The sequence below is a fragment of the Streptococcus mobilis genome (genome assembly GCF_059727625.1).
The window spans coordinates 473,124-499,242 of the sequence record NZ_AP041823.1; the positions used below are offsets into that span (position 1 = coordinate 473,124).

Annotated in this window: 26 protein-coding genes; 14 read left to right on the forward strand and 12 right to left on the reverse strand. The window is 43.4% G+C overall.

Going from position 1 to position 26,119, the window contains the following annotated elements:
- The first annotated feature begins 78 nt into the window (after positions 1-78).
- The 4 genes from AC6IZR_RS02280 to AC6IZR_RS02295 are packed head-to-tail and all read left to right on the forward strand — an operon-like array spanning position 79 to position 3,071.
- Complete coding sequence (locus AC6IZR_RS02280; RefSeq protein ID WP_371473071.1) at positions 79-681, forward strand: ECF transporter S component; 603 nt, start codon at positions 79-81, stop codon at positions 679-681.
- The gene (locus AC6IZR_RS02285) at positions 681-1,472 is read left to right on the forward strand and encodes an energy-coupling factor transporter transmembrane component T (protein WP_187538884.1); all 792 of its coding nucleotides are present in this window, start codon (positions 681-683) and stop codon (positions 1,470-1,472) included. The genes AC6IZR_RS02280 and AC6IZR_RS02285 overlap by 1 nt, the downstream gene beginning before the upstream one ends.
- A complete protein-coding gene (locus tag AC6IZR_RS02290; protein ID WP_497848700.1) occupies positions 1,448-2,284 on the forward strand; it encodes an ABC transporter ATP-binding protein in 837 nt (278 codons plus the stop codon). Before AC6IZR_RS02285 ends, AC6IZR_RS02290 begins: the two co-directional genes overlap by 25 nt.
- Positions 2,271-3,071 carry an energy-coupling factor ABC transporter ATP-binding protein gene (locus AC6IZR_RS02295; RefSeq protein WP_371496220.1) on the forward strand — a complete coding sequence of 267 codons (801 nt, stop codon included), beginning with the start codon at positions 2,271-2,273 and terminating at the stop codon, positions 3,069-3,071. The genes AC6IZR_RS02290 and AC6IZR_RS02295 overlap by 14 nt, the downstream gene beginning before the upstream one ends.
- Positions 3,072-3,295: 224 nt before the next feature.
- Here AC6IZR_RS02295 and AC6IZR_RS02300 read toward each other — a convergent pair whose 3' ends face one another.
- On the reverse strand, positions 3,296-3,457 hold the full coding sequence (locus AC6IZR_RS02300; protein ID WP_173018768.1) for a hypothetical protein: 162 nt from the start codon (positions 3,455-3,457) through the stop codon (positions 3,296-3,298).
- A gap of 224 nt (positions 3,458-3,681) precedes the next feature.
- On the opposite strand from AC6IZR_RS02300, the gene AC6IZR_RS02305 reads away from it, so the two are divergent.
- The gene (locus AC6IZR_RS02305) at positions 3,682-4,620 is read left to right on the forward strand and encodes an AEC family transporter (protein WP_049497945.1); all 939 of its coding nucleotides are present in this window, start codon (positions 3,682-3,684) and stop codon (positions 4,618-4,620) included.
- Between the two features lie 48 nt (positions 4,621-4,668).
- Here the strand turns inward: AC6IZR_RS02305 and AC6IZR_RS02310 are convergent, their stop codons facing one another.
- Genes AC6IZR_RS02310 through AC6IZR_RS02320 form a run of 3 tightly spaced genes read right to left on the reverse strand, consistent with a single transcriptional unit; the run spans position 4,669 to position 6,061 of the window.
- Positions 4,669-5,001, reverse strand: coding sequence for a glucuronide permease (locus AC6IZR_RS02310; RefSeq protein ID WP_302692533.1), 333 nt, complete (start codon positions 4,999-5,001; stop codon positions 4,669-4,671).
- 34 nt (positions 5,002-5,035) lie between these two features.
- Positions 5,036-5,506: an HXXEE domain-containing protein gene (locus tag AC6IZR_RS02315; RefSeq protein WP_302692534.1), complete on the reverse strand. Its 471-nt coding sequence runs from the start codon at positions 5,504-5,506 to the stop codon at positions 5,036-5,038.
- A gap of 15 nt (positions 5,507-5,521) precedes the next feature.
- Positions 5,522-6,061 carry a TetR/AcrR family transcriptional regulator gene (locus AC6IZR_RS02320; protein ID WP_003008700.1) on the reverse strand — a complete coding sequence of 180 codons (540 nt, stop codon included), beginning with the start codon at positions 6,059-6,061 and terminating at the stop codon, positions 5,522-5,524.
- A 132-nt stretch (positions 6,062-6,193) separates the two neighbouring features.
- Between AC6IZR_RS02320 and AC6IZR_RS02325 the strand changes: the two genes are divergently transcribed.
- On the forward strand, positions 6,194-7,096 hold the full coding sequence (locus tag AC6IZR_RS02325) for a cation diffusion facilitator family transporter (RefSeq protein ID WP_497848701.1): 903 nt from the start codon (positions 6,194-6,196) through the stop codon (positions 7,094-7,096).
- Between the two features lie 75 nt (positions 7,097-7,171).
- Positions 7,172-8,209, forward strand: a complete 1,038-nt coding sequence (locus tag AC6IZR_RS02330) for a zinc-binding dehydrogenase (protein ID WP_497848702.1) — start codon at positions 7,172-7,174, stop codon at positions 8,207-8,209.
- Positions 8,210-8,267: 58 nt separating this feature from the next.
- Here AC6IZR_RS02330 and AC6IZR_RS02335 read toward each other — a convergent pair whose 3' ends face one another.
- Positions 8,268-10,982, reverse strand: coding sequence for a DEAD/DEAH box helicase family protein (locus AC6IZR_RS02335; protein ID WP_497848703.1), 2,715 nt, complete (start codon positions 10,980-10,982; stop codon positions 8,268-8,270).
- 65 nt (positions 10,983-11,047) lie between these two features.
- A complete protein-coding gene (locus AC6IZR_RS02340; RefSeq protein ID WP_155199869.1) occupies positions 11,048-12,091 on the reverse strand; it encodes a threonine aldolase family protein in 1,044 nt (347 codons plus the stop codon).
- Positions 12,092-12,211: 120 nt separating this feature from the next.
- Between AC6IZR_RS02340 and AC6IZR_RS02345 the strand changes: the two genes are divergently transcribed.
- The gene (locus tag AC6IZR_RS02345; protein WP_049483781.1) at positions 12,212-13,093 is read left to right on the forward strand and encodes a LysR family transcriptional regulator; all 882 of its coding nucleotides are present in this window, start codon (positions 12,212-12,214) and stop codon (positions 13,091-13,093) included.
- Between the two features lie 97 nt (positions 13,094-13,190).
- On the opposite strand, the gene AC6IZR_RS02350 is transcribed toward AC6IZR_RS02345, so the two are convergent.
- From AC6IZR_RS02350 to AC6IZR_RS02365, 4 genes are all read right to left on the reverse strand, one after another.
- Complete coding sequence (locus AC6IZR_RS02350; protein ID WP_497848704.1) at positions 13,191-14,465, reverse strand: hypothetical protein; 1,275 nt, start codon at positions 14,463-14,465, stop codon at positions 13,191-13,193.
- 289 nt (positions 14,466-14,754) lie between these two features.
- Positions 14,755-16,173, reverse strand: coding sequence for a VWA domain-containing protein (locus AC6IZR_RS02355; RefSeq protein ID WP_241672890.1), 1,419 nt, complete (start codon positions 16,171-16,173; stop codon positions 14,755-14,757).
- A gap of 301 nt (positions 16,174-16,474) precedes the next feature.
- Positions 16,475-17,350 carry a LysR family transcriptional regulator gene (locus tag AC6IZR_RS02360; RefSeq protein WP_049490394.1) on the reverse strand — a complete coding sequence of 292 codons (876 nt, stop codon included), beginning with the start codon at positions 17,348-17,350 and terminating at the stop codon, positions 16,475-16,477.
- A gap of 111 nt (positions 17,351-17,461) precedes the next feature.
- Entirely contained in the window at positions 17,462-17,812 is a 351-nt protein-coding gene (locus tag AC6IZR_RS02365; protein ID WP_003008684.1) for a helix-turn-helix domain-containing protein, read from the reverse strand.
- Positions 17,813-18,204: 392 nt separating this feature from the next.
- Here AC6IZR_RS02365 and AC6IZR_RS02370 point away from each other — a divergent pair, with 392 nt between their 5' ends.
- Entirely contained in the window at positions 18,205-19,830 is a 1,626-nt protein-coding gene (locus AC6IZR_RS02370) for a malolactic enzyme (protein ID WP_497848933.1), read from the forward strand.
- Between the two features lie 83 nt (positions 19,831-19,913).
- Positions 19,914-20,861, forward strand: coding sequence for an AEC family transporter (locus AC6IZR_RS02375; protein WP_070665571.1), 948 nt, complete (start codon positions 19,914-19,916; stop codon positions 20,859-20,861).
- 90 nt (positions 20,862-20,951) lie between these two features.
- Here the strand turns inward: AC6IZR_RS02375 and AC6IZR_RS02380 are convergent, their stop codons facing one another.
- A complete protein-coding gene (locus AC6IZR_RS02380) occupies positions 20,952-21,761 on the reverse strand; it encodes a Cof-type HAD-IIB family hydrolase (protein WP_497848705.1) in 810 nt (269 codons plus the stop codon).
- A gap of 12 nt (positions 21,762-21,773) precedes the next feature.
- Positions 21,774-22,517, reverse strand: coding sequence for a DeoR/GlpR family DNA-binding transcription regulator (locus AC6IZR_RS02385; protein ID WP_497848706.1), 744 nt, complete (start codon positions 22,515-22,517; stop codon positions 21,774-21,776).
- A 178-nt stretch (positions 22,518-22,695) separates the two neighbouring features.
- Here AC6IZR_RS02385 and AC6IZR_RS02390 point away from each other — a divergent pair, with 178 nt between their 5' ends.
- From AC6IZR_RS02390 to AC6IZR_RS02405, 4 genes are read left to right on the forward strand one after another with little or no spacing between them, the layout of a single operon-like run.
- Positions 22,696-23,265 carry a sugar O-acetyltransferase gene (locus AC6IZR_RS02390; protein WP_497848707.1) on the forward strand — a complete coding sequence of 190 codons (570 nt, stop codon included), beginning with the start codon at positions 22,696-22,698 and terminating at the stop codon, positions 23,263-23,265.
- Positions 23,262-24,026: a nucleoside phosphorylase gene (locus tag AC6IZR_RS02395; protein WP_013904125.1), complete on the forward strand. Its 765-nt coding sequence runs from the start codon at positions 23,262-23,264 to the stop codon at positions 24,024-24,026. The genes AC6IZR_RS02390 and AC6IZR_RS02395 overlap by 4 nt, the downstream gene beginning before the upstream one ends.
- A gap of 31 nt (positions 24,027-24,057) precedes the next feature.
- The gene (locus AC6IZR_RS02400) at positions 24,058-25,440 is read left to right on the forward strand and encodes a TrkH family potassium uptake protein (RefSeq protein ID WP_497848708.1); all 1,383 of its coding nucleotides are present in this window, start codon (positions 24,058-24,060) and stop codon (positions 25,438-25,440) included.
- 9 nt (positions 25,441-25,449) lie between these two features.
- Entirely contained in the window at positions 25,450-26,115 is a 666-nt protein-coding gene (locus AC6IZR_RS02405) for a potassium channel family protein (protein WP_003008667.1), read from the forward strand.
- The last annotated feature ends 4 nt before the right edge of the window (positions 26,116-26,119 follow it).

Sequence of the window (26,119 nt, forward strand, 5' to 3'; positions counted from 1 at the left end):
TTCAAATCAAAAATCTATAGAGCGTTGCGTCCGAAAGTCTAAACAGACACGGCTCTTTAAAAACAAAAGGAGAAGATTATGAAAACAGAACCGATTCATCGTACCAGTATGTGGAAATTTAAGTTAAGTGCTGCCACCATGACTTTGATTCCCGCTGCCGTGGGGATTAACTATGTTGCCAAAGCCTTGGCGGAGGGGTTAAAGTTGCCCGTTTGGCTGGGGTCTTTGGGAACCTTTCTTGCCAGCATGTTGGCTGGGCCGGTTGCCGGTGCCATCAGTGGTTTCATCAACAACGTGATCTATGGGCTGACCTTATCGCCAATTTCAACCGTGTATGCGATTACCAGCATCGGAATTGGGATTGCTGTCGGAGTTTTGCACGCCAATGGGTGGTTCTCGTCAGCGCGACGAGTATTTGTTTCTGCTATTATTATTGCCATCATTTCAGCTGCCATTTCAACGCCACTCAACCTCATCTTTTGGGGTGGTCAGACCGGTATCGCTTGGGGTGACTCATTGTTTGCGGTAATGTCCGCCAATCATGCACCAAAGTGGCTGGCCTCATTTACCGATGAGTTTGTCTTGGATATTTTGGATAAAGTCTGTGTGGCCTACCTGGCATTCTTCATCTATCGTCAGCTGCCGAAGCGGATGGTGCACTTCTTTAGCGGTGATAAATGATGACTGATCAAACATTGATTTCTGGAGCGCCACGGGTCAAGCTCAAGTGGTACCAGGTGATCGATCCGATTACTAAGCTCTTGTTCATCTTGGACATGACGTTGTTGAGCTTTGCCAGTATGAATTTATTGCTTCAGGCCGGATTAATTCTTGTCGCAACACTGCTATTGTTATTTTCCAAATTGAGTTCTACCATCTTTAAGGCGCTGGGATTCAGCCTGTTTATGATTTGCACCATGCTGATCATCCAAGGGTTATTTTACAGTCGGAATCAAACTGTGCTGTTTTCTGTGCTTGGGGTGTCGTTCTACAAAGAAGGCCTGATTTACGCCACCACTCTGGGTTGTCGAGTATTGGTGATTATTTTGACCAGTGGCTTTTTTATGGTGACCACGAGTATTTCAGAAAACGCGGCCTATTTGGAACTGTCCGGATTGTCTTATAAAACCGTCTACGTTCTGATGTCGGTGTGTTATATTTTGCCGGAAATGATGCGCAATATGCGGAAAATCCAGCAGGCACAAAAAGTTCGCGGAACCAATCCGCAAAAAACGTTGATTCAGAAATTAAAGTCAGTCCTGCCGGTTCTAATTCCATTGGTGATTAAGACCTTGGATCAATCGATGACGCGGTCGATTTCTCTCCAGCTGAGAGGTTTTGATAATCTCAACCGGACTGTCAGAACCTCCCAGCGCGTGTATCGCCTGTCGCGGACGCTGCACATTGGTCTGACTGGATTGGCAATTTTATTGATTGGATGGAAGATATGGACGAAGATAAACGGATTGTAATTGAAAATTTGACCACCCGTTATCCGGGTACTGAGCAACCACAACTGCGTCAGATTAACGCGGAGGTTCATACCGGCCAGGTGGTTGGGATTATCGGGAATAGTCACTCCGGCAAATCGACTTTGTGCCGTGTTCTGGCAGGGGTCATTCCCAAAATGGTGTCTGCTGAGATTGAGGGCGACTGGCACATGTTTGGCCAGCGAGTGTCCGACAATTGGCCCGTTTATAATGCCATGAATGGAGTTGTACTGCAAAATCCAGCTGGCCAACTAAGCGGGTTGGCAGACACAGTTGCCGATGAAATCGCCTTTGACTTGATTAATCAGGGAATGGCTGAAGTACTGATTCAAAAACGGGTTGAAGAAGTTGCCACGCAAATGGGGCTGATTGAACAGCTGAATTTGCGTCCCGATAGCCTTTCCGGTGGTCAGAGCCAGCGGTTGGCAATTGCCACGGCGATTGCGGCTAACCCGGCTGTTTTGATTATGGATGATCCGACCAGTCAGATGGATCCCCTTGGCCGCCGACAATTTTTCCAATGGCTGGCCCAAGTCAAAGAGACGACTGTCTTCATTGTCACCAGTGAAATTGACGATTTGTGCGAAGTTGCCGACGTTGTGTGGGTGCTGCACGAGGGTCAAATGGTAGCCCAGGGCAGGCCGGGTGAGGTGTTTAATCATTTGGCAGCTGACTGGCAGATTCCAGCCCCGACAATCCAGCAACTTGCTCAAAAAATGGATTGGCACTTGGCTGATGGCCGGTATCCGGTGAATGACGCTGAACTGAAGGAGGTTTTTTATGTCCACAATTGAACTGAACCACCTGACGTTCACTTATCCGGAACGGTCCTTTAGCTTGGATGTTGAAGACAAACACTTCGCCGATCCGATGGTGGCGATTGTCGGCCAAAATGGTGCCGGCAAATCAACGCTCTTCAAATTGTTGACGGGCTTGCTGACACCACAAACCGGTGTGATTAAGATCGATGGAGAAAATTTTAATGATCTTAAACCAGTCGAAAAGTTACTGAAGGTTGGGATTACTTTTCAGAATCCTGACGATCAGCTTTTCAACCCGACCGTTCAACGAGAGGTGGAGTGGAGTGTCGCGCAGGTCATGGATGACCACGACACGATTACGAGGCGGGCTTTAGCGGCTCTAAAAAGAGTTGGCTTGGATGATAAAACAGCTGAAAGTCCATATGACCTGTCATTGTCGGAACGCAAGCTGTTGAGCGTTGCCACAGTTTTGGCAGTGGATCCGGCGATTTATTTATTTGATGAGCCGATGATGTCGCTTGATTGGGAAAGCCGGCGCAAGTTGACCGCAATTTTCCATCAGTTGGCTGATTCGGGCCACCAAGTTGTGACCATCACCCATGACATGGATTGGGTCGCCGCCGAGTTTGAGTCGGTGTATGTTATGGAACACGGGAAGTTTGGCTTCGCCGGCAGTCCACGGGAATTATTCAGCGATCACGAACTTGTCCAGCGAGTGGGATTACTACCACCGCGGATTATGGACATAGCGAAGTCGCTGGGTGATTCACAGACATATTTATCGGTTAATGATTATTGCCAGAAAAATCGAGATGTATAGAAAAAGTCACCTCTGCGGGTTTTCCAGGTTGAAGGATTAACTTCAGCTTCTGGCAAGAACTCACATGGGTGACTTTTGTGTTTAATAACGTTTCATGATCATCGGGTGCTTCCTCAGATCACTCGGTTTGGTTTTACTTTATTTCATGGTCATAATCATATACCATTTCTTTTGGATCTTTTGTTTGACTAATACAAAATAGGTCTTCATAGGTCTTCGCATTTTTAGCGCCCATTAGGATCATCAGTATAATTTTCTGAATTAGGAGACTGTCCCATCACTATTCGAACTTTGTCTCCCAACTTACGCTGTTCCCATTCATCCGTGAATCCTTTAAATCGCAATTCTGGAACTTTCTTTTTAACTGAATCATCTATTTTCGCCATAGTCCCCACCATTTTATTGGTTTTTCTTGATTTACTTTATCAACAGTCTCGTTGGTTGGTACCAATGGAGTAAGGCAGCTAAGAAGGGTTATTAGTGACAATTAATAAAATGCATGAGGTTGGGCATGTTGCCCCACCTCTTTTTATGATATACTAGAGTAGTTTTTGAGACTTGTAAAAAATGTTTTTTTTTAGTTCAAATTTAAAAAAGAAAAGGGGAGAACATGGACATCTTTTTGAGGAGCATATCAGGGATTCTCGTCATCCTGGGCATGATTTTAGTGGGCTTTATCATTGGTGAAAAAGGCTGGTTCGATGACAAGTCGCGTGGCCTACTCGCTAAATTGGTCACTCAAGTTGCTCTTCCCTGCTATATGCTCTACACCATTACGCAACGCTTCACAGCAGCAGATCTACTTAAAATGTTGCCAGCCTTGCGATTTCCTGCCCTGTCTATGGTTATTTTACTTGGCATCGCGACAGGGGTAGCAAGGATCTTTGCAGTAAGACAGGACCGTCGTGGCCTCTTTATTTCCATGTTTTTTAACTCCAATACCATCTTCGTGGGACTCCCCATTAACCAAGCCCTCTTTGGAGATGCCAGTATTCCCTATGTTTTGATCTATTACATGTGTAATACGACCTTTTTCTGGACTTTGGGAACTTATCTCATTCAGCGAGATGGTGAGGGAGAAGCTCAGTTTGATCTCAAAACCAGTCTGAAAAAAGTCTTTTCTCCGCCCCTTATGGGCTTTCTCTTGGGACTAGTCTTGGTGATGCTACAGATCAAGTTGCCAGCTTTTCTAGCCAGTGATTTACAGTACCTGGGCAATTTAACAACCCCCTTATCCATGATATTCATCGGTTTGTCAGTGTCTCATGTAGGTGTGAAGCAGTTGGTTCTGGGAAAAGAGCAACTATTGATTCTACTAGGTCGCTTTCTGGTTGCCCCTCTCTTGATGGCCTCCATCGTCTACTGGGTGCCTCTTCCAAGTTTGATGAAGCAGGTCTTTATCATCCAGTCCGCTATGCCTGTGATGACCAATGCGCCAGTTGTTGCCAGACTCTATGGAGCTGATAGTGACTATGCAGCCGTCATGGTGACAGAAACGACCCTTGCAACCATGGTGGTGATTCCTATTCTCATGCTGTTGATGGCATAATAAATAGAAACTACAAAAGCTCAAGTTTTTTGAAAACCTGAGCTTTTCTTATATGAGAGCTAATAAAATTGTAATCACCAGAGCGATGCCCATCCGAATCAGGTGGTGGACTGGGTGGAAGTTTCCTTTGTGTTTTCCATTCCAATAGGCTCCGTAGCAAATCAAACCACATCCGATCAGCCAAAGGACTAGAGAGACAATCGGTAAAAAGAAGTAGAGGATGAGAGATAAGGTCGCAAGGCTACTTCCGATGAGGAGAAATGTATTTCCTAAAGTGTGATTTCCCTTTTTAAATTCTGAAAGGGAGGCCAATAAGTGAAGAAGAACAAAAGCAAGGGCAAAGAAGGCTGTAAAAAAGCCGAGAAGAATGGGGAAGAACATAGGGTTTCCTTTCTAAGATATGATTGCCTGAGTACTATTTTTTATGACTGATTTTATGAAGAATCATAAATGATACTACAAGATTTAAAATAATAACCAAGAAGGTAAAAAGAGAGTAACCATAAAGTTTAATTGGAAATTCATTTTTGAGATTGCAAAGAGCAAACAAACTTGTTAAAATGCCCGTTAACAACCCAGGCACATATTTTCGAATAACGACTGTCTGAATCAGATGTCCGAACACATGGTAGATATAAGCGATTATGATGCTTGCGTAAATGCTATAGTTGTTAAACTGGTAACTAAGATATAGCGACGTCATTAGGATCAGAAATTGCTCCAAGACAATGGCATTGAAAGCAAAAGGAGTGTAACAAGATGGGATTCGATTATCTGGAAACTGTGCTGATAATTTTTTGACAAAGGATGGCATCCAAATGATTTCTTCAAGTTCGTGAAGCATGAAGAGTGATGGAAATAGAAAGTAAAATTGCACGCTGGTCATTGAAAATACTCCCTTCTAGTTCGAGCCCACTTTTAAAATCTCCAAATAAAATTGGATCACTTCTTGTTCGGTGTAGGACTTGCCTTTTTTCAACCACCAGCTGAGGGTTTCGATGAAATGGCTGACGACCAAGTGTTTGAGGTAAGAGTGAGGGAGAGTTGGATGGGCCTTGATGAGTTCGTCGGCAACCATTGGGTAGACATCGTGTTCTAGTTCTTTTCGCAGTTGCCGGATAAAATAATCGTTTTTAGAGAGCAAGAGACTGGTCACATGATCTTGATTTTTCTTGAAATGCTGAAAGATATGAGCCAGATAGTCTTGTGGTGAGAGGTGTTCAGCACGCTCAAAGAGATGGTGAAAGAGCTTTTGACAGAGTTCATCTAGCAATAATTCCTTACTTTCGTAATGGCTGTAAAAGGTTGATCGCCCCACATCGGCTAAGTCAATGATTTCCTGAACCGTGATGGCCTCGTAGTCTTTTTGGTTGAGTAATTGTAAAAAAGCTTGATAGATAGCTTTTCGAGTTTTGGTGATGCGACGATCCTGTGCTGTCATATGGACACTTAGAACAAACTGTTCAGTAACGGACACCCTAAACAGTTTGCTCCTATCCTTTCTGTTGTGAATGTTAGATAATGATAATGAACATGATGTTCATGAATCTATTATAACAAAGGAAATAGGATTATGAAGACAAAACATGCGGTCTGGATCGCTTTTTTCTTGAATTTGAGTTATGCCATTGTTGAGTTTATTGCAGGGGGAATCTTTGGTTCCAGTGCTGTTCTCGCTGATTCTGTCCATGACTTGGGGGATGCTCTAGCCATTGGCCTCTCGGCCTTTCTAGAAACGATCTCCAATCGTCAAGAAGATAGTCGCTATACCCTAGGCTACAAGCGTTTTAGCTTATTAGGGGCTTTAGTAACGGCAGTCATTCTGATGACCGGGTCTGGTATGGTGATTTTAGAAAATGTAAGCAAGCTTTTCCACCCTCAGCCCGTCAATGACGAAGGGCTTCTTTGGTTGGGAATGATTGCTATCAGTGTCAATGTGCTGGCGAGTCTGGTCATTCACAAGGGGCAAACCAAGAATGAATCCATTCTCAGCCTGCATTTTTTGGAAGATACCTTGGGTTGGGTCGCTGTCATCTTGATGGCCATTGTCCTCCGATTTACGGACTGGTATATCCTAGATCCCCTCTTGTCTCTTGCTATTTCCTTCTTTATTCTGTCCAAAGCCATTCCACGTTTTTGGAGCACGCTCAAGATTTTCCTGGATGCTGTGCCAGAAGGGGTAGATATCAAGCAAGTTAAGAATGACTTAGAGCAGTTGGACAATGTCGCTAGTATCAATCAACTTAATCTTTGGACCATGGATGGCTTAGAGAAAAATGCTATTGTTCATGTTTGTCTCAAGCGGATGGAGCAGATGGAAGTCTGCAAAGAAGCAATCCGAGACTTGCTCAAAGAGAGGGGCTTTCAAAATGTCACCATCGAAGTGGATAGCGATCAAGCTAGCCATGCCTGCCATAAACGGGATATCCATGCTATAGAGAGTCAGAGCGGACATGAACACCACCACCATTCATGAAGAGTTGGTACGAGCAGAAGCCTAAGAAAAAGTGTATACTATAGTCAAGTAAGCAATAGAAAGTAGGTCGTCCTTATGAAGAAAACAGTCTATACAAAAGCTGGGCAAGTGGGTCTAGTAGAAGTGGAGCGTCCACACATCGAGGCACCAGATGATGTCATTCTCCGCATCGTTCGCACCTGTGTCTGTGGATCCGATCTCTGGAGCTACCGCAATCCAGATATTGAAGAGGGGCACCAAAATAGTGGTCACGAAGCCATTGGAATCGTCGAAGAAATTGGAGAAGCTATTACAACGGTCAAACCGGGTGACTTTGTGATTGCGCCTTTCACCCATGGCTGTGGGGAGTGTGATGCTTGTCGTGCAGGTTATGATGGAACATGTGACCGCCATATCGGCAGCAACTGGTCTGACGGGGTGCAAGCGGAGTACATGCGCTTCGAATACGCCAACTGGGCCCTTGTCAAAATTCCTGGGCAACCGTCTGATTATACAGAAGCTATGCTCAAATCCTTCTTGACGCTAGCAGATGTCATGCCGACAGGCTACCATGCAGCGCGTGTGGCTAATGTTCAAAAAGGTGACAAGGTTGTCGTCATCGGGGATGGAGCTGTAGGGCAATGTGCTGTGATTGCAGCTAAGATGCGGGGAGCATCGCAAATTGTCCTCATGAGCCGGCATGAGGACCGTCAACAATTGGCTATAGAATTTGGTGCAACAGCGGTCGTAGCGGAGCGTGGGGAAGAAGGGATTGCCAAGGTTCGTGAAATCCTTGGTGGAGGAGCAGATGCCGCTCTTGAATGTGTCGGTACCGCGGCAGCTGTCGACCAAGCCCTTGGGGTTCTTCACAATGGAGGGCGCTTAGGTTTTGTCGGTGTGCCTCACTACAAGAACCGTGCTCTTGGTTCTACCTTTGCGCAAAATATTTCCGTGGCAGGAGGAGCAGCCTCTGTCACCACCTATGACAAACAGTTCTTGCTCAAGGCTGTTCTTGATGGCGACATCAATCCAGGTCGCGTCTTCACTCATAGTTATAGCTTGGACGAGATTGATCAGGCATACAAAGATATGGATGAACGCAAGACTATTAAGGCTATGATTGTGCTTGAGTAATGAAAAAGTCTAGTAGAAATGAAACTACTAGACTTTTCTTTTATTGTGAAATAAATTCTTATTTCAAATCCGACATCACTTGTTTCTTCGTGAAGGTGCGCTCTTGTTTGTTAGCTAAGGCCTTGATGCGCGCGTCAAGGAGAATAGCGCGACCTTCGGCACTTCGAGTATAGACCAGGTCATACTTGCCCAGGCTCTTTCGGATTTGCTCCACAAAGGCTTGGGCATCTTCTTTACGTTTGTCAAAGAGGCTTGGTACAGCGAAATATTCTGTCTGATCGGATACTTTTTCCTGTGCTTTCAAGATATAGCGCTGATTTTCAATCGGTGCAAAGAATTCGATCATGGTTTGCGAGAAGAGTTCCTTCTCCCGCATGGTTCCGCCCTTCAAATAAATCAGCGTGTTGATGGCATCCTTTCGATCTCGTACGACTTGGATGCGGGTTGCTTGAGTCTGGATCTGACTTGAAAGGAGCAGGGCTTGGTGAATAGCCTGGCCGAAGACTTCTAACCGTTTATAAGGACTCTTATAGAGATAGTAGCGGAGCCAAGCAAGGAGAGCGAGAACAGCTAAAACGACTAGAAGAATTAGAGACGCTTTATTCCCTCCTCCTCTATGTGAATAGTAAAAAAGGTTGGCGAAAGCATCGGTCAAAGCGGCGGCCGTCAGCCATCGAGCCAGCTTTCTAGCGTCAAAAAATAGGGCTAGAGGCAGGAAGTGTTTATCCACTTGGACCTCATTTGTAATCTCCATATTCTCCAGAATCGGAAGAGCTTTTTGCCAGCCGTCTCGGAGTTCTTGACGATGGGTGGAGCGCTCTAAGGTCTCTTCATTGAGTTTTTGCAACTGTTTTTTGGTATAGCGGATATTGTCAAAGGCTAGGCGTTCGATACCGGATTCGATGAAGGGCTCCTTGTAATGGAGACCTAAAAATTGCTTCATCCGTCTTTCTAAGAGCTCCAGATCAGGACTGTATTGTTTCAGCTGATCAGTGATGGCTTCGATCTCTTCTTTTTCAAGATCGGACTTTTCATACCATTTCTTCAGGGAAAGGTTGATAGAGACCAGATGCCAGATGTTACTGGTCTTGTCTGGATCTTCAGGCCACACTCGAATGGCACGGCCTCGCATTTGGTTGCTAAGCATAAAACTACCGACAAAGCTCGCTAGGATCAGGGAGTTGACACAAGGAGCATCCCAGCCTTCTCCCAGAAGAGATTTGGTTCCAATCACGACTTGGATGAGTCCCTCTTGAAAGAGCTGGGTCACAGCTGTCACCAAATCATGTTGAGAACCTACCAAGCGAACCTTGAGAAAGTCATCAGGAGATAATTGGCCGACACTTTGGTAAGTTAGTCTGTCCGCTCCAAGAAGCACTTCTAATCTTGGCTTAGCGATCGTCGGGATGATGACGATGCTACCGGTCAAGACAGCGATGGCAGGAGGAGTTGCTTGCTCTAAGCTTTCCCTGCGAATGGATTCGAAATAAGAGAGTACTCCCAATTGAGTAAATTGGGCGTCCTTATCCCCGAGATGAACTTCAAAATCTTGGCGGATATAGTCTGTTAAGACCAGTTGGCGCAGTCGGTTTCCAAGAGCTTGGTATTCCGCCTTGAAAATCTCTCGAACCACATTGAGTTTTCCGAGGGATTGGTTGAGCAGTAGGTCTTGTTTTTTGTTGCGGATTAGTTTAACTTGTTTTCGATCGATCAAGCTGGCTGCTTTTAGTTCATGGAGGACTTGCTTCTCGTATTCCTCTGGTAGATTGTACCAGTGAGGAACCTGAAAGAGCAGACCTTGCAGGAGAATTTCAAGCCAGTCCAGGGTGAAAGCAGGTAGTTTCTTAGCTCCTAAAAGGTCCTGGAAACGTTTGGGAAAGACGATTCCCTTGCTTCGAAGAAAGATCAGGGTAGCAGAGAGATACTTGGGATCATTGAGCAATTCATCATCGCTGATCTGACCCGATAAGGCTTGGCAGTTTTGGAGGTATTGGCAAAAGAGGGGATCGGAAGTCAGTTGCTGTAAGAGAGCATTCTTTTGTTGGCTAAAGGCGTCCAACTGCTCTTGCTCTTCCTTGGTTGGAAAGGCAAAGTAGACATAGTCTTGGTGGGGACAAAGGGTGTCTTCTTTGACCAATTCGGGAACCGTAATTTCCTCATCAATCTCCCCACACATGCGGATATAGCGTTCCCAAAGGGCAGGATCCCCCTCATAGGGAGGGGTAGCGGTGAGCGAGATCATCTTTAAGTCAGGAAAGGCCTGACGAAAGGCTTCTAGACTTTTCCACCATTCATTGCGCAGGTGGTGACACTCATCTAAACAAAGGGTCCCAAGTGAGATGGCTTTGAAAGTAGAGAAGATATCAAAACCTTTGAAATCAAACGTTTCAATCTCTGCCTGGTCATCAGTATCTTCAGCTTGCGATTGACCGACGACTTGGTTCATGGCGCTGTGTAGGGCCTGATAGGTAGCTACTGTAATCAGCTTAGGATGTTTGAGGTCCTGAGAGATCAATTGCTCCGCTTGGCTTTCATCACTCAAGAATGCCTGGATAATCCGGTCCACCCATTGTTGACGAATGGTGACCGTTGGAGCCAAGATCAGGGTTGGCTGGCCGAAGCGTCTGATAAATTCGATTCCCAGGGTTGTTTTTCCAGAGCCAGGAGCTGCTACCAAATGCAGGTGGCCATCCGCCATAAAAGCGTCACTCTTATCGAGAACGCGTTTTTGATAGTGTCTCCATTGCCCTGTAAAGGCTAGTTCTTGTAACATTGGTTTCCTCCCTCTATCAGGATTATTATATCATAAATGAGGTGGGTGACCGATTCCTTCAGGCCCTAGAGTGACTCAATCACCTGACACAAGGCCTCTACATCTTCCTTCCGAGTGGACCAGGAGGTCGCAAAACGAATGACGGTTAGTTCATCATCATACTTTTCCCAGAATGAGAAGACCACTTTTTCAGAGAGTTTTTCCATTTGCTCTTTAGTTACTAAGCAAAAAATCTGGTTGGTTGGATTTTCAAAATGGAGAGGGAGTCCCGCTTTTTTACAAGCCTGACGGATCTGATTGGCACAGGTGATGGCATCTTGGCCGATGTTGTCATATAAATGATCCTTGAACAATTCATCAAATTGAATCCCTAACAGTCTGCCTTTGGCTAAGAGTGCACCGTGTTGCTTGATAATGGTGGTCATATGAGGAAGAAGATGAGGATTGGGAATGACAACAGCCTCTCCAAACATGGCCCCACACTTGGTGCCTCCAATGTAAAAAGCATCACAGAGGCGCGCGAGATCAGCTAGAGTCACATCATTTTCAGGGCAGGCCAGCGCATAAGCCAGACGGGCTCCATCGACAAAGAGTTTAACGGTGTACTCTTTGCAGACTTGTGAAATAGCCTCCAGCTCTGCTTTGCTGTAGAGCGTTCCTAGTTCCGTTGGTTGTGAGATATAAACCATGCCTGGCATGACCATGTGTTCGTGATTGCCATCTGCCCAGTAATCTTCAATGGTTTCTTTGATTTGTTGGGCGGTCAATTTTCCGTCTTCTGTATCGAGTTCTAGAACCTTATGGCCACCAAATTCAATAGCCCCAGCCTCATGGACACTGACATGACCAGTTTTTGCAGCGATCACCCCTTGATAGGATTGCAGGAGACTATTAATCATGATTTGATTGGTCTGGGTCCCACCTATGAGAAAGCGGACTTCCGCTTGGGGACAGGCACAGGCCTCGCGAATTCGTTCGATGGCACTTTGGGTAATGGGGTCCGTCCCGTAACCTGTCATTTCCACTTGGTTGGTTTCCACCATCCGTTTGAGAATGTTCGGATGTGCTCCTTGTAAATAGTCGTTGGCAAAATTCAGTTGTTTCTTCATTTGAATGTTTCACTTTCTTTGTTGATGGTAATAGTTTAAAATAAATTTTGATATAACACAAATGGCAAAAACTCATCTTATCTATGATATAATGGAATGGATAAAATGAAGGAGAAACTTATGGACGCTAGTAAATGCCAGGCTGTCATAGTAGCAAGTGAGACCGGCTCTTTTTCAGCAGCTGCAGAACAGCTAAACTATACCCAGTCAGGGATTACACGAATGATTTCGAGTTTAGAGGAGGAGTTGGAGTTTCCGATTTTCATCCGTAATAAAAAGGGCGTTCGCTTAACGGAAAACGGTCAATTGATGCTACCCTATTTTAGAGAGATTGTGGCTGCCAATCAGGTAGCTTTCGAAGTCAGTGAGGACATTAAGGGAGTCATTCGAGGGTCCATCACGATTGGCTGCTACTTTAGCGTGTCCTCTATGTGGATGCCTAGCCTCTTAAAGGTATTCTCAGAAACCTATCCATCCATTCAGATCACTCTCTTAGAAGGTGGTAATAAGGAGATTGCCAAATGGCTAGCCGAGAAATCTGTCGATATTTGTCTATGCGCGGAGCCTCAGGATAGTGGAGAGTACAGCTGGAAAGAATTGTATCGAGACCCCTTGGTGGTTTGGCTACCCAAAGAACATCCCAAGGCCAAACAAAAGAATTATAAGATTAAAGATCTGGAAGCAGAAGACTTTATCCATACCTTACCTGGTCAAGATACAGACCAAGACCGCTTAATACAGCAAGAAGGCCTTAATTTGCAGACCAGATTCACCACCAAGGACGGCTTTACGACCTATCAGATGGTCAAGGCTGGTCTAGGAGTCAGCTTTAACCAAGCCATGATTGCAAGAGACTGGAAAGAAGAAGTGGCACAAGTTCCTCTTAGTCCCAAGCGCTTCGTTTCCCTTGGGATGGCCCTCCCTAAAAAAGAGAAAGTGTCACCAGCTGTCCAACGATTTATGGATTGTCTCGAACAATGGATGGTAGAGTTTTTGAAATAGAGATTGAAAAAGGCCTAATCATTTGATTAGGCTTTTTTACGAGGGTTGCAGATAGTAGAAGTCGTATCAGTATTGCCTGTTTTAGTATCAAAAATAACTAATTTGTTTGATTTCCTTCGATGACATCCTTTTCAAAGTGTCCCACACCATCTTCAACAACAAATGGGCAAGTAACTTTCTTTTTTATTCCATTTTCATCATAAGAACAACTGATGTTATAGATTCCATCGGAAAATGAATTTTTTGGTAAAGATAAGATTTTTTCCTTAAAGGTATCTAAAGGACTACCATTTTCTGCCTTGATTTTCGTAAGGCCACAATCAAAATCGAGAGTAAGTCCCTTGTTTTTCATGAGATCTTTTGTTGTAATATTATAAAAGCCAGCTGCGTCAAAATCTCCTTTTTCTCGATTGCTGACAGCCTGCGCCATAATTGCAACATAGTAGTTTTCTATTGGATATTTTCCAAATTTAAAACTAGAAGTTATTGGTGTCGTAAAGAGTTTATCTATTTTTTCAGCAGTAGCATTTTTGATACGCTCTTCTTCTTGTTGGAAATTCGGCCTTTCTTTGTATACATCTAGTAAGAAACTGAATTCATCTTGTTTGACAGTGTGAAACAGTGCCTTTTCTTTATCATTAAGAAGTGTTTCAAGATCTGTTCCTGAAAGAAGAAAGAAATTTGATAAATGTTCTCCGCTTATTTTATGAATTTTTGCGGTAGTATCTTCTTTTAAAATAGTTCCGTCAGATAAATGTTCAGTATATGTTAACTTGTATACTGTTCCATTAAAGGCTTCGATCTCTCTGTGTTGGTCAATTAACTCAACTTTACCCTTTAGCCCAAGCGATTGAAATTCTTGTCTGAATGAAGAAGTAGAGTATTTGGCTATTGGAGAAGGAGTGGTGAGTAGTACTAGGTTAGAGAGAAAAAGAACTGTAATTCCAAAGACAAAACCAAGTATAGATGAAACATCTTTATCTTGCTCAAGTATGACTTTCTGATAAATTCCGATAATGAGGATAATAGAGTAGACAATACTGGCGCTAGCTAGTAGGGAATAGTTTTCGATGTAATTAAGGGGAAAACCTATTATTTGTATGAAAGCTCCAATTGTAGCTAGAACTAACTGTATAGTAGAAGTCTTTTGAATAAACCCATCATCTTCGACGGATGATTTTATTTTTGAGAGATCTCTAAAGATAAAAATATTTCCTAGCAGAATCATCACAAAGGATAAGTAATATATCGGCCACAAAATGGTAAAAGCAAATCCTGCAGAGTTATAAATGATAGAATAAACATAATTAAAAATAAAATACGCTGGTAAGAGCATACCAAGTCGGAATAAGCTGATTTTATAGGAATTCATAGGAGAACCTCCTTGTTACTATTAACTAGATTATAGCACATCTAGAGTTGGAGATAGAGCGTTTACATGGAAGCCCAAATTCAAGAACAACACTTAGTTGAGAATAGAATTCAATCAGATGAAGGATCTAAGATTTGAAAGGTTTACCCCATATTTTTTGATTGCTTTTTTAGTTCATAGATTGGGATTTGATCTTTATAACTAAATCTCATAATAAAACACCCCAAAAATTAGAATTTTTCTGTCTAACTTTTGAGGTGCAGTTCATCAACTAATTAGGCTTTTCGCTTTAGTCTTTTTTTGTTTTACGAGAGAGGCCGAAGGCAGCACCCATGCTAAGAAGACCAAGGCCAAGAGTTGTCAAGGCAATTGAGGTCTTGCTTCCTGTATTTGGAAGACTTGCTTCTTTTTGAGGAAGAGCTGCTGGTGCGATATAAACTTCCGTTTTCACAGGCTCGTTTTTAGCAGGTGTAAATACGGTCGGTTTCGCAGGTGTTACAACAGCCGGTTTTTGAGGAGTAGGAGTCGGTGTTGCAGGCGTTTGGATGCTAGATGTTTGTGGTTTTGCTTTCGCCACACGATGAGATTTTGAGATCAACTCATACTTGTCTGTTTGGACTTTGAAGACACGACCTTTTTGGACAGTTTCAACGACTTTATTGGCAAATTGAACGTTCAACAAGTTAGCAAAGTTTTTGTCGATATCTAGGTAGAGACCATTTGTTCCATTGACCAATGGATCAAAGTCTTTTTTTTCACGTGTTTCACCAACCACTGTCAAAGAGATACCAGCATCTTGAAGGGCTTTCAGTGTCGCTTCTTTGGTTGGTGTATCCTTTGTAAGATCAATGTCCTCATCTGTAATCAAGAAAGCAAAGCGATGGTTGTTTGCCCCAGTCCCCCAGTTGTAGTCTCCTGAAGTAGCGATATGATGCAATGGAACAGTAGCATTTTCATAGTAGCCTTTAGTTTTGATGGTTTTCAAAGCAGAAATGAAACTTTCTGGATCACTTGTGAACTTAGATCCATTGAAATCATGGTATTTAACTTCACTAGCTCTTTCGTATTCAACCAATCCTAAACGAGCTTGAATATTTTTTGCCGATAGATTGCGAACGAAGGTCTCGACATTCTTCATCGTATCCCTGATGTGAGAATCCATTGAAGTTGATTTGTCAATGACAAAGACGATGTCTGATGTTGCTTGAACTTCTTTTTTATTGACCACATCGGCTTCTTTTGTCACTTCGACTACAGTTGTTTTATTAACTGTTTCAGTTGTTGTCTCAGTGTAGTCCGCTGTTTCCTTGGTTGATGTAGCTGTCTTAGTAGATGAGACCGGTTTTGAAGTGCCAACAGGTGTGTTTGGATCTGCTAAGCTAGTCGTTTTGATGGTTGCTGTTGAAGTAGTGGTGGTGTCTGCACCGTCTGTTTTAGCAGATGGGCCAGTTTTTTTGACGTCCACAGCGATGATATCCCCAGTTTTTGCTTTATCAGCAGGAACAACTGGTGTATTGGCTTTGGCGTTGATTTCTTCTGTTGCAGCCGTGATAGGTGATTTTGCTGCTGTAGTGGCTGCAGGAGCAGCTTGGGTTGTGCTAGGTGCAACGTCATCAGCAGAAGCAATAGTCGTTCCTGTGAAGACAGTTCCTAAAACAACGGAAGCTAAAGTTAAAGTTTGTTTACGTGAAATAGTATATTTTTTCAAAATACGTCCCCTTTTTAATAAACTTTTTTCTATCATACAGGTTTTTGAAAAACTTGTCAACGGTATAATAATCAAGGGTTTCCGAGCTTTTTATATCTCTAATTATTAATAAAAAGTCGAATAAGTGAAATATACACAAAATAATTTAATTATACAATACATGCGAAAGAAAATAGGATTCCTAGCAATTTGCAGGAATCCTTATTTTATCGGCATTTCTACTCTATTTTTTAGTCGTAAAAAATACTAGCTAGTCACTTTATTTATGTTTCTGCATTAGCACTAAGAACAAAGACTACGACTAGTTTAGTAATTTTTCAAAGAATTGGATGACCTCCGGTTTGAGATTACTTTCCTTCGGTTCAACTAGTGAAACGTAAAAGCTGATCCGTTCATTTTCTGCCATCGGAATCGCGATCAGTTCTTCTTCACCATCTGTTAGTGCAAGATCTGCTAGTAAACTGATCCCCACTTGTTTACGAAGGAGTTGTTTTAGAAGCTGAATATCATCCGTCTGAAAGAAGGGCGTAGCCTCATGGTGATAGCGCTCATTCAACTGTTCAAAGGCTTTTAAATGAACAAAGTGCTCGTCTGGAATGATAAAATCTTCATCGATGACGTCTGAAAATTGTAATACTTTTTTTGAGGCTAGTGGATGGTTGTGATGAAGGATATAGAAGAGATCTCGTTTGGCCATTTCTCTTACCTGGAAGCGATGATCTTTAATCGGTTCTAAACTCCCTAAAAAACTAGCATCTAGTTCTCCTTTGGAAAGCATTTCTAAAAGTTCAACAGATCCTTCTTGGACAGGATGGATACTTTGAAGAGCTGCAACATTACTGATAAAGGCGGGTTGTTTTCGGACAAGATAGTCAATGATGATTGGTGGGAAACCAACCGTATTGAATTGAGAGAGACTCCGGAGGATCTCTTTTTTAGCCCCTTGAATCTCAGGTAAGACCTTTTGAATATGTCGTAGCAAGATTTCTCCTTGGGGCGTCAATTTGAAAGTACGATGAGAAGGATCGTGCGCGATTAATGGACAGTGAAATTCCTTTTCTAGTCGTTTAATCGCATAGGAAACGGATGGTTGACTGATCCCGTGTTTTTGGGCAACCCCAGTAAAGGATTGCTGTTGACTAAGATCAAGAAAATAATAAAAGTCCTTAAGATTCATTGGGCTCCCTCTTCTAAATAGACAGACATGGATAAGCAAAAATTATCCGTGATAGCTAATTTGACTATATGATTTTTTGTTTGTTACAATCTGAGGTGAGTCAGAGGACAATTAAAGGCTATCTAAAAGATCTTCGAAAATCGTTAGGATCTTCTCCCTTTTTCCAACTGGAAGTTGCTTAATTTTCATATTTACTCTCTTAAGTGAAAGATTGTCGTTAGGATCTGAAGATGATTCAAGTGAATTAAAATTGAAGAATTCTTCAGGCGTTAACTCAAGAGCAGAAATGACTTTTTCAAGACTGTGAATGGTCAGATTCACGTTTTGATTTTCCAATTGATTGATGTATTTTAATCCAAGATCTGCCCGTTCCGATAGCTCCTCTTGACTCATGTTTTGTTTTTTTCGCAAATATTTGACCTTTTGCGCTATATACCGTTGTAAATAATGTTTTGTTTTCATGTAACCAGAATACAAGTTTTAAATGACAAAAATAACACCTTAAACAAAACAAAGTATCTTATAACAAACATATTTTGGATTTATTATCTATGGTTTTTATAGGTATTGATCATCATAAGAAGAAAAAAGAATACCTGAAAACAGTGGATCTTTTGATGAGAATAACCTTCTAAAAGGTGGAAAGGAACAGGCTTTTTTAAGAGATGACTATGACTATCTAGGAAGTGATGGATAAGCCTATTATTTTGTTATCTTTTGAAATCGCATCATTTTCGGTTGTATCGCCTGAACTTTCATTGACTGATTCATTCATATTGTATCATATATAGAACAAAGTGTAATTTAATGCAAATAAGTGGTATAATAAAATAAAATAATAAGGAGGTCACATGATGACTGCACATGATATTTTAAACAACCCTTTCCTCAATAAAGGAACTGCCTTTACTTTAGAGGAACGTAAGCAACTAGGTCTCATTGGCCTCCTGCCACCTTACGTCCAAACTATTGAAGAACAAGCAGCGCAAACTTATGCGCAAATGCAAACAAAGGTTAATGATTTGGAAAAACGTTTGTTCCTAATGGAAATTTTTAATACAAATCGTACTCTATTTTACTACCTATTTGCTCAACATTTGGAAGAGTTTAACCCAATTGTCTATGATCCAACTATTGCTGATACCATTGAAGGGTATAGCGATCTCTTTGTAGATCCACAATATGCCGCATATCTTGATATCAATCATCCTGAAAATATCGAAGCAACTTTGAAAAATGCTGCTGGGGATCGCGAGATTCGTCTCATTGTTGTAACAGATGCAGAAGGCATCCTTGGAATCGGTGACTGGGGAACAAATGGTGTCGATATTTCTGTTGGGAAATTGATGGTCTACACGGGTGCTGCTGGAATCGATCCTTCTATGGTCCTTCCTTTAGTTATTGATGCAGGGACGAACCGTGAAGAACTTCGTAACAATCCTAATTACTTAGGGAATCGTCACGAACGGGTCCGCGGAGATCGTTACTACGACTTCATTGACCAATTTGTTCAAACAGCAGAACGTCTCTTTCCTAAACTCTACCTTCACTGGGAAGACTTCGGCCGCTTGAATGCAGCCAATATTCTTGAAAAATACCGGAAACAAATTCCAACTTTTAATGATGATATTCAAGGTACAGGAATCGTTACCCTAGGTGGTATCTTTGGTTCACTGGATATTAGTGGTGAAAAATTAACAGATCAAGTTTATCTCTGCTATGGTGGTGGTACTGCGGGTGCAGGAATTGCCTCTCGTGTTCTTCGTGAAATGGTGAGTGAAGGTCTTTCTGAAGAAGAAGCCTATAAACGTTTCTTTATGGTTGATAAACAAGGTCTTCTCTTTGATGACATGGATGACCTAACCCCTGAACAAAAACCGTTTGCTAAGAAACGTGCTGACTTTAGTAATGCAGACAAGTTGACTGACCTGCTTGAAGTAGTGAAGACTGTGAAGCCAACCATTCTTGTAGGAACTTCAACACAACCTAATACCTTCACTAAAGAAATAGTAGAAGCTATGTGTGAAAACACAGAACGTCCGATGATTTTCCCTTTGTCAAATCCAACCAAACTAGCAGAAGCTAGTGCCAAAGATTTGATTGAATGGTCAGATGGCAAAGCTTTTGTCGCAACAGGAATTCCTGCTGATACAGTTTCTTATAAAGGTGTCGACTATGTGATTGGTCAAGCCAACAATGCCTTGATTTACCCAGGTCTTGGTCTAGGTATGCTGGCTTCTGAAGCAAGTCTTTTGACGGATGAAATGATTGGAGCAGCGGCTCATTCATTGAGTGGTATTGTCAATCCAGGCCAACCAGGAGCTCCTGTCTTGCCACCATTCAAGTATGTAGCAGATGTTTCTATTAAAGTAGCAGAAGCAGTCGCTAAAAAAGCACAAGAGCAAGGTCTTGCGCATGCTAAGGAAACAGATATGGCCAAAGCAGTTCGTGATTTGAAGTGGTATCCAGAGTATAAATAAGTAAATTTAATTGGGGTGTACGAGTGCGGCTGGATGCCTCGTACGCCTTTTGCTGTATGTCCTATTATATAGAAAGGGAGACTATGGAAATCTTTATAACGTCAATTCAGAGTATTGTACCCATTATCGTCATCATCATTCTTGGTTATTTCTTGCAAGTCCGCGGTTGGTTCCAAGAGAGTTTCGGAAATGACTTGTCTAAACTTATTATGAATGTGGCCATGCCCGTTGCAATTTTCACCTCTGTTCTTAAATATTTGACTTTAGATAAGCTGATTAGCTTGTCTGGCGGTTTGCTCTATACGTTTATCGCCTTCATTCTTGGTTACCTAGCGGCCTTTATCGCGGTGAAAGTTTTTAGAGTGCGCCCAGGACGCCGAGGAACCATGATTAATACCTTTGTCAATGCCAATACCATATTTATTGGTTTGCCTTTAAATATCGCTCTGTTTGGAAATCAAGCCCTTCCTTACTTCTTGGTTTATTATATTACAAATACAGTATCTACTTGGACATTAGGTGTCTATCTGATGACTTCTGATAGTAAAGAAGGGGCTTCAAAACAGGCTCAAAAATTTAATTGGAAGAAGCTTTTCCCAGCTCCTTTATTAGGTTTTCTCGTAGCCCTCGTCTTTTTGGTGTTACGTATTCCTGTTCCAAGTTTTGCGGAAAGTACCTTGACTTATATTGGTAGTTTAACAACGCCCTTATCTCTTGTCTATATCGGTATCGTCCTAGCTAAGGCAGGACTTAAGACGATTCGCTTTGATAAAGATACCATTATCACACTGGTTGGTCGTTTTATTCTTGCACCGGTCATCATGCTCTTGGTTCTGAAGTTCTTCTCTCCAAATATGGTGGCACCAGAATTTAGAACCTTTATGATTCAATCAGCAACACCAGCCTTGGCAGTTCTTCCTATCCTTGCCAATCAAGGTAAAGGCGATGTTGAGTTTTCAACGAATGTGGTCACTCTCAGCACAGTCTTATTTGTGATTGTGGTTCCAATTCTGCAGACATTGTTGGGATAGCATTTATATGAAAATGATGTAGTTTTAGTGCTATACATTCGTCAAAAAGGACGTCGGGTATTATACTCGACGTCCTTTTTAAACGGATGACTAGATCAACACATAGGTTTCAACCGCTTGCCCAGCCCCATTTTCATTATTGTCCTTTGTCACGACTGTTGCTCCGTCTTTCACCTCTTGAGGAGCGTTGCCCATAGCGACACCGATGCCTGCTTTTTTGAGCATAGGAAGGTCATTGAAGTTGTCCCCCATGGTGAGGACTTCTTCTAAGCTCAAGTGGTAGTGGTTGGCGAGTTCAACCAGAGCATCCTCTTTAGAGACGTGCTTAGCAGTGACTTCTAGGTAGTTGGCTTTGGAGAGATAAAAGGCGGTAGAAGGAAAGTCGTCGGCGGGAATTGCACGATAGAGGGCTTGGATCTCTTCTGCTTCTCCAATTAAGAGCAATTTGTGGAGGGGCTTTGTCATATCCAGCAAAGGATCCAATAGGGGGAGAATGAGAGGTTTTTCCCCTGTAATCCGGGCCTCCTCTTGGCTCCATTGGTCGAGATGATCGGTCATCCAGTCTTTTCCACTATAGAGGTTGATCGAAACTTGAGGGAAGTGTTGGTTGACCCAGTCGATAAAGTTCCGGGCCTCAGTCTTATCCAAAGGATGCTCGAAAAGAACTTGTTCTCCTTTTTGGATCAAGGCCCCATTGTAGCAGGCCATGGGGCAGTCTTCTATGCCGAGTTCTTTGGCAATGGGAGCCATCCCTTTTGGAGAACGAGCTGAAGCCAGTACGAAAGGAATGGTTTCGCGTTTTAAATCTGGGATCAATGCTGCCAACTGTGGATCGATCTGATGGTGATCATTTAAGATGGTGCCATCGATGTCGCTGATGATGAGACGAATGTGAGACATAATGGGGACCTCCTAATAGAGAATAGTGGTTTCACTGCCGATTTGTTTAAGGATTTCAGGGCTTGGTTTTTGATCGGTAATCCAATAGTCAAATTGCTTGAGACGAGCGAGATAGTAGTTAGCATGTTGGTGGAACTTGGCACTTTCTGCTACCAGCACCTTGGTACGAGTCCGCTCAAAAACGAGAGACTTGACTGCAACGTCTTCAGCATCCTCAAAGGTGACTTCGCCATTGGCTAAGCTACTCGCTCCAAAAAAAGCAAGATCAAAGCGAAGATTGTCCAGTATGTGTGCTTGATTCGCGTCATAGTAGAAGCGGTTTTTAGGGTAGAATTTCCCGCCTAAGAGATGAACGTCAACCTGGGAATGGCTACTGAGCTGGATGGCATTGTCAAGGGAATGCGAATAGACCGTAACTTCCTTATTCAGCATGCCAGCAAGCAGGGTCATCGAGGTGGAAACGTCGAGAAAAATCACTTGTCCATCTTGGATCAATTGCAGAGCCTTTTGAGCCATGGCAGTCTTTTCCTTATTAGCCTTTTGACTGCGGTCTAGATAAGAAGGGCCAGGTTCTTTGTTTAAGGGAAGGAGACCACCGTGTGTCCTGCGAACCAGCTGGCGTTGGCTAAGAAGGGCAAAGTCTCTGCGAATAGTATCTTTTGAGACCTTGAAATAGTCGACCATTTCTTTAGCGGATAGCTGTTTTCGCTCTTCTAAGAGTTCTAATATTTTTTCGAGTCGTTGTTCCTGATACATGAGCTCGCTCCTTGTTTCTGTTCTTGCCTATATTCTACATCATTTATTAAGTTAATTCAAGTGTTTTTAATTATTTTTAAGTATTTATGATCTTTTTTTCTTGCAAAGCCTTATTCTGACGTTTGTTTTAAAGTGGGAATTCTGCTATAATATGTCAAAATAACGTGGAGGTTTCCTTATGACCAGTGAATATGAAAAAATGATTGCGGGTGACTATTATAGACCTGCGGACCCTGAATTACGGGCTTTGGCCCAAGTCTCTCGGGAGAAACAAGAAGCTTTTAACCAAGAGGTGGATCCCAAAAAAGGGGCATCCATCATCAAAGAGTGGTTTGGATCAACCGGTGAAAACCTCTATCTTAATCGACAGGTTCTTGTAGATTATGGGGTCAATATCCATCTGGGAGAAAATTTCTATGCCAATTACAATTTGACCATGTTGGACATTTGTCCCATTACGATCGGCAATAATGCCATGATTGGTCCCAATTGCCAATTTTTGACGCCCTTGCACCCACTGGATCCAGATGAGCGCAATTCTGGTCTCGAATACGGGGCGCCGATTACGATAGGAGACAACTTCTGGGCAGGAGGAGGTGTCACCATTCTTCCTGGTGTGACGCTGGGTGACAATGTGGTTGCTGGCGCAGGAGCAGTGGTCACCAAGTCCTTTGGAGACAATGTGGTCCTTGCAGGAAATCCAGCCCGTGTCATCAAAGAAATACCCGTCAAAAAGGAGAAGGAATGATCCATCGACATGAAATACCCATTTTAGAGTTTGATGACAATCCGCAAGCAGTCATTATGCCGACTCATGAGGGACTCGATCTGCACCTACCTGAAAAATGCATCTATGCTTTCTTGGAAGATGAGATTGAGCGCTTTGCGGAAACTGTCGGAGCCAAACAAGTAGCTAGCTTTGTCTCAGCTACCAAGACCTATCCGGTCTATGTCATGGAGCACCAAGGAGAGGAAATCTGCTTGGCGCAAGCACCAGTTGGCTCTGCAGCTGCTGCTCAATTCATGGATTGGTTGATTGGCTATGGAGTGAAGAAGATTATATCGGCAGGTAGCTGTGGGGTCTTGGTGGATATAGAAGAAAATGCTTTTTTAATCCCGACCAAGGCCTTGCGAGATGAGGGAGCCAGTTACCATTATGTCGCGCCCTCCCGTTATATAGAGGTGGACGGTCGTGCCCTGACTGCTATTGAAACAGTTCTCAAACAAGAGTCCATTCCTTATCAAGAGGTCATGACCTGGTCGACCGACGGTTTTTATAGGGAAACACCTGACAAGGTGGCCTATCGCATCGAAGAAGGGTGTAGTGTGGTGGAGATGGAGTGTGCCTCCCTTGCTGCAGTGGCCCAACTTCGTGGGGCGGTTTGGGGCTTGCTCCTATTTACGGCAGATTCGCTTGCAGACCTGGAAAATTATGACCAGCGTGACTGGGGTTCAGAAGCTTTCGAGAAGGCCTTAGAATTATGCCTAGAAATGGTTCATCACTTGTGAGTCCAATCCACTTTTATGATACAATGAAGCTATGTTAGTCAAATCATTTTTTAAACAATGGCAGTCCAAGATTAAAGGCCTGTCTCCAGCAAGGCGGATCTTTCTCAGTTTTGCCTTAGTCATCTTGATCGGCTCGCTCTTACTGAGTCTGCCCTTTGTCCAGCAAGCAAGCTCAACAGCAGGCTATATCGACCATCTTTTTACAGCGGTTTCCATGGTCTGTGTGACAGGGCTCTTTACCCAGTCGGTGGCTTCGACCTATAATGGCTGGGGGCAATTGATCTGTATGCTTTTGATCCAGATCGGAGGCCTAGGTATTTTGACCTTTATCGGTCTCTTCTTTATGGAGAGCCGACAAAAGCTCAGTTACAAGGACCGGCAGACCATTCGGGATAGCTTTAGTTTTAGCAATAACCAAAGTTTGGCCCGTTTTGTCCGCTCCATCTTTATTACCACCTTTACCATCGAAGGTGTCGGGGCCTTGCTTCTCATGACTCGCTTTATTCCTCGCTTTGGCTGGGGTCATGGGATCTTCAACTCCATCTTTGTTGCGGTTTCCGCCTTTTGTAATGCGGGCTTTGATAATTTTGGGGGCGATAGTATGATGAGTTTCCAGACCGATTGGTTGGTCAATCTGACCTTATCTGCTCTGATCATTACTGGGGGCTTGGGCTTCATGGTCTGGTTTGACCTAGCTACCAAGGCCCGTAACCAATCAGGACGACGGACTCTTCGCTTTCATACCAAGGTGGTTCTCTGGTTAACAGCTGCGATTCTCCTCTTTGGGACAGTAACCAGCCTCTTGACCGAGTTTAATAATCCGGCAACGATTGGGTCCCTGCCATTGGGAGAGAAGATCTTGGTCAGCTTTTTCCAAACGGTCAGTATGCGGACGGCTGGCTTTGCCTCACTGGATTATACAGCAGTCCGACCTGTGACACTCTTTGTCTATATCCTCCAGATGTTCCTAGGTGGGGCACCAGGTGGGACAGCAGGAGGGATGAAGATCACCACCTTCTTGGTCTTGATCCTCTTAGCTCGCAAGGAATTGCTAGGGTTGCCTCATACCAACCTAGGCAAACGAACCATCGCACCAGACTTGGTGCAACGTTCTTTGGGCACAGCAGTGATTTTCCAGTTGACCTTTATCCTGGGGCTCTTTGGCCTTTGTCTTGTGACGCCGGATGGTCAACGTTTTCTGTACTTGGTCTTTGAGGTGGTATCGGCTTTAGCGACAGTGGGCGTGACGGCTAATGTGACCTCGACCTTAAATGGAGCAGGGCTGGGCATCATCATGCTGCTCATGTTTATTGGGCGGATCGGCCCCTTGACCCTTATGGTCAGCTTGAACAATTACAAGGCCAAAAAGGCAGATGCCTTGCAATATGCCAAGGCAGACATCATTATCGGATAGGAGAGACTTATGGCAAATCGAACCATTGGAATTCTGGGATTAGGGATTTTTGGACAGAGTGTCTTAAAAACCCTGCAGGACCAGGATGTGGATATCATTGCAATTGACGATCATGAAGATGTGATCAACCAGTATGAATCTATGATTACAACTGGGATTGTTGGAGACATTACGGAAATGGACCTCTTGGATGCGGCAGATATTGGGAACTGTGACACAGTCGTCATTGCGACGGGAGAAAACTTGGAATCAAGTGTCCTGGCGGTCATGCACTGTAAGGCACTTGGCGTCGAGCACGTCATTGCCAAGGTCAAGAATGAAGTGACCAAGGAAGTCCTTGAGAAGATTGGAGCTGATTTGGTCATCCTACCAGAGGTAGAAGCGGGGATGTCCCTCGCTAAGATGATCCTCTTCCAACACGGGATTGAAGTCTTCCAGTTGGATGAAGCAGTGGTGGTGGCTGAGTTTACGGTTCCAGCTAGCTGGGTAGGAAAAAGCCTTCAGGACTTGGCTGTCAGAGAGGAGTACCATCTCAATATTATCGGCTATCGAGATGCGGAAGACCAACCGCTTCATATTCAGATTGGTCCCGACTTTATCTGGCCTGAAGGGGTGCGCGTGATGGCAGTGACAGACAACCAATATTTAGATAGAATCCAAGATTTGTTAGACTAATAGT

Excerpts from the sequence above, each read along its gene's own strand:
- AC6IZR_RS02395 (WP_013904125.1), top strand. The coding sequence starts at position 23,262 with ATGATCCATCGACATGAAATACCCATTTTAGAGTTTGATGACAATCCG.
- AC6IZR_RS02360 (WP_049490394.1), bottom strand. The coding sequence starts at position 17,350 with ATGAATCTTAAGGACTTTTATTATTTTCTTGATCTTAGTCAACAGCAA.
- AC6IZR_RS02320 (WP_003008700.1), bottom strand. The coding sequence starts at position 6,061 with ATGACAGCACAGGATCGTCGCATCACCAAAACTCGAAAAGCTATCTAT.
- AC6IZR_RS02310 (WP_302692533.1), bottom strand. The coding sequence starts at position 5,001 with ATGTTCTTCCCCATTCTTCTCGGCTTTTTTACAGCCTTCTTTGCCCTT.
- AC6IZR_RS02300 (WP_173018768.1), bottom strand. The coding sequence starts at position 3,457 with ATGGCGAAAATAGATGATTCAGTTAAAAAGAAAGTTCCAGAATTGCGA.
- AC6IZR_RS02405 (WP_003008667.1), top strand. The coding sequence starts at position 25,450 with ATGGCAAATCGAACCATTGGAATTCTGGGATTAGGGATTTTTGGACAG.
- AC6IZR_RS02345 (WP_049483781.1), top strand. The coding sequence starts at position 12,212 with ATGGACGCTAGTAAATGCCAGGCTGTCATAGTAGCAAGTGAGACCGGC.
- AC6IZR_RS02390 (WP_497848707.1), top strand. The coding sequence starts at position 22,696 with ATGACCAGTGAATATGAAAAAATGATTGCGGGTGACTATTATAGACCT.
- AC6IZR_RS02400 (WP_497848708.1), top strand. The coding sequence starts at position 24,058 with ATGTTAGTCAAATCATTTTTTAAACAATGGCAGTCCAAGATTAAAGGC.
- AC6IZR_RS02295 (WP_371496220.1), top strand. The coding sequence starts at position 2,271 with ATGTCCACAATTGAACTGAACCACCTGACGTTCACTTATCCGGAACGG.
- AC6IZR_RS02335 (WP_497848703.1), bottom strand. The coding sequence starts at position 10,982 with ATGTTACAAGAACTAGCCTTTACAGGGCAATGGAGACACTATCAAAAA.
- AC6IZR_RS02380 (WP_497848705.1), bottom strand. The coding sequence starts at position 21,761 with ATGTCTCACATTCGTCTCATCATCAGCGACATCGATGGCACCATCTTA.
- AC6IZR_RS02330 (WP_497848702.1), top strand. The coding sequence starts at position 7,172 with ATGAAGAAAACAGTCTATACAAAAGCTGGGCAAGTGGGTCTAGTAGAA.
- AC6IZR_RS02385 (WP_497848706.1), bottom strand. The coding sequence starts at position 22,517 with ATGTATCAGGAACAACGACTCGAAAAAATATTAGAACTCTTAGAAGAG.
- AC6IZR_RS02370 (WP_497848933.1), top strand. The coding sequence starts at position 18,205 with ATGACTGCACATGATATTTTAAACAACCCTTTCCTCAATAAAGGAACT.
- AC6IZR_RS02365 (WP_003008684.1), bottom strand. The coding sequence starts at position 17,812 with ATGAAAACAAAACATTATTTACAACGGTATATAGCGCAAAAGGTCAAA.
- AC6IZR_RS02315 (WP_302692534.1), bottom strand. The coding sequence starts at position 5,506 with ATGACCAGCGTGCAATTTTACTTTCTATTTCCATCACTCTTCATGCTT.
- AC6IZR_RS02280 (WP_371473071.1), top strand. The coding sequence starts at position 79 with ATGAAAACAGAACCGATTCATCGTACCAGTATGTGGAAATTTAAGTTA.
- AC6IZR_RS02305 (WP_049497945.1), top strand. The coding sequence starts at position 3,682 with ATGGACATCTTTTTGAGGAGCATATCAGGGATTCTCGTCATCCTGGGC.
- AC6IZR_RS02325 (WP_497848701.1), top strand. The coding sequence starts at position 6,194 with ATGAAGACAAAACATGCGGTCTGGATCGCTTTTTTCTTGAATTTGAGT.
- AC6IZR_RS02350 (WP_497848704.1), bottom strand. The coding sequence starts at position 14,465 with ATGAATTCCTATAAAATCAGCTTATTCCGACTTGGTATGCTCTTACCA.
- AC6IZR_RS02290 (WP_497848700.1), top strand. The coding sequence starts at position 1,448 with ATGGACGAAGATAAACGGATTGTAATTGAAAATTTGACCACCCGTTAT.
- AC6IZR_RS02340 (WP_155199869.1), bottom strand. The coding sequence starts at position 12,091 with ATGAAGAAACAACTGAATTTTGCCAACGACTATTTACAAGGAGCACAT.
- AC6IZR_RS02285 (WP_187538884.1), top strand. The coding sequence starts at position 681 with ATGACTGATCAAACATTGATTTCTGGAGCGCCACGGGTCAAGCTCAAG.
- AC6IZR_RS02375 (WP_070665571.1), top strand. The coding sequence starts at position 19,914 with ATGGAAATCTTTATAACGTCAATTCAGAGTATTGTACCCATTATCGTC.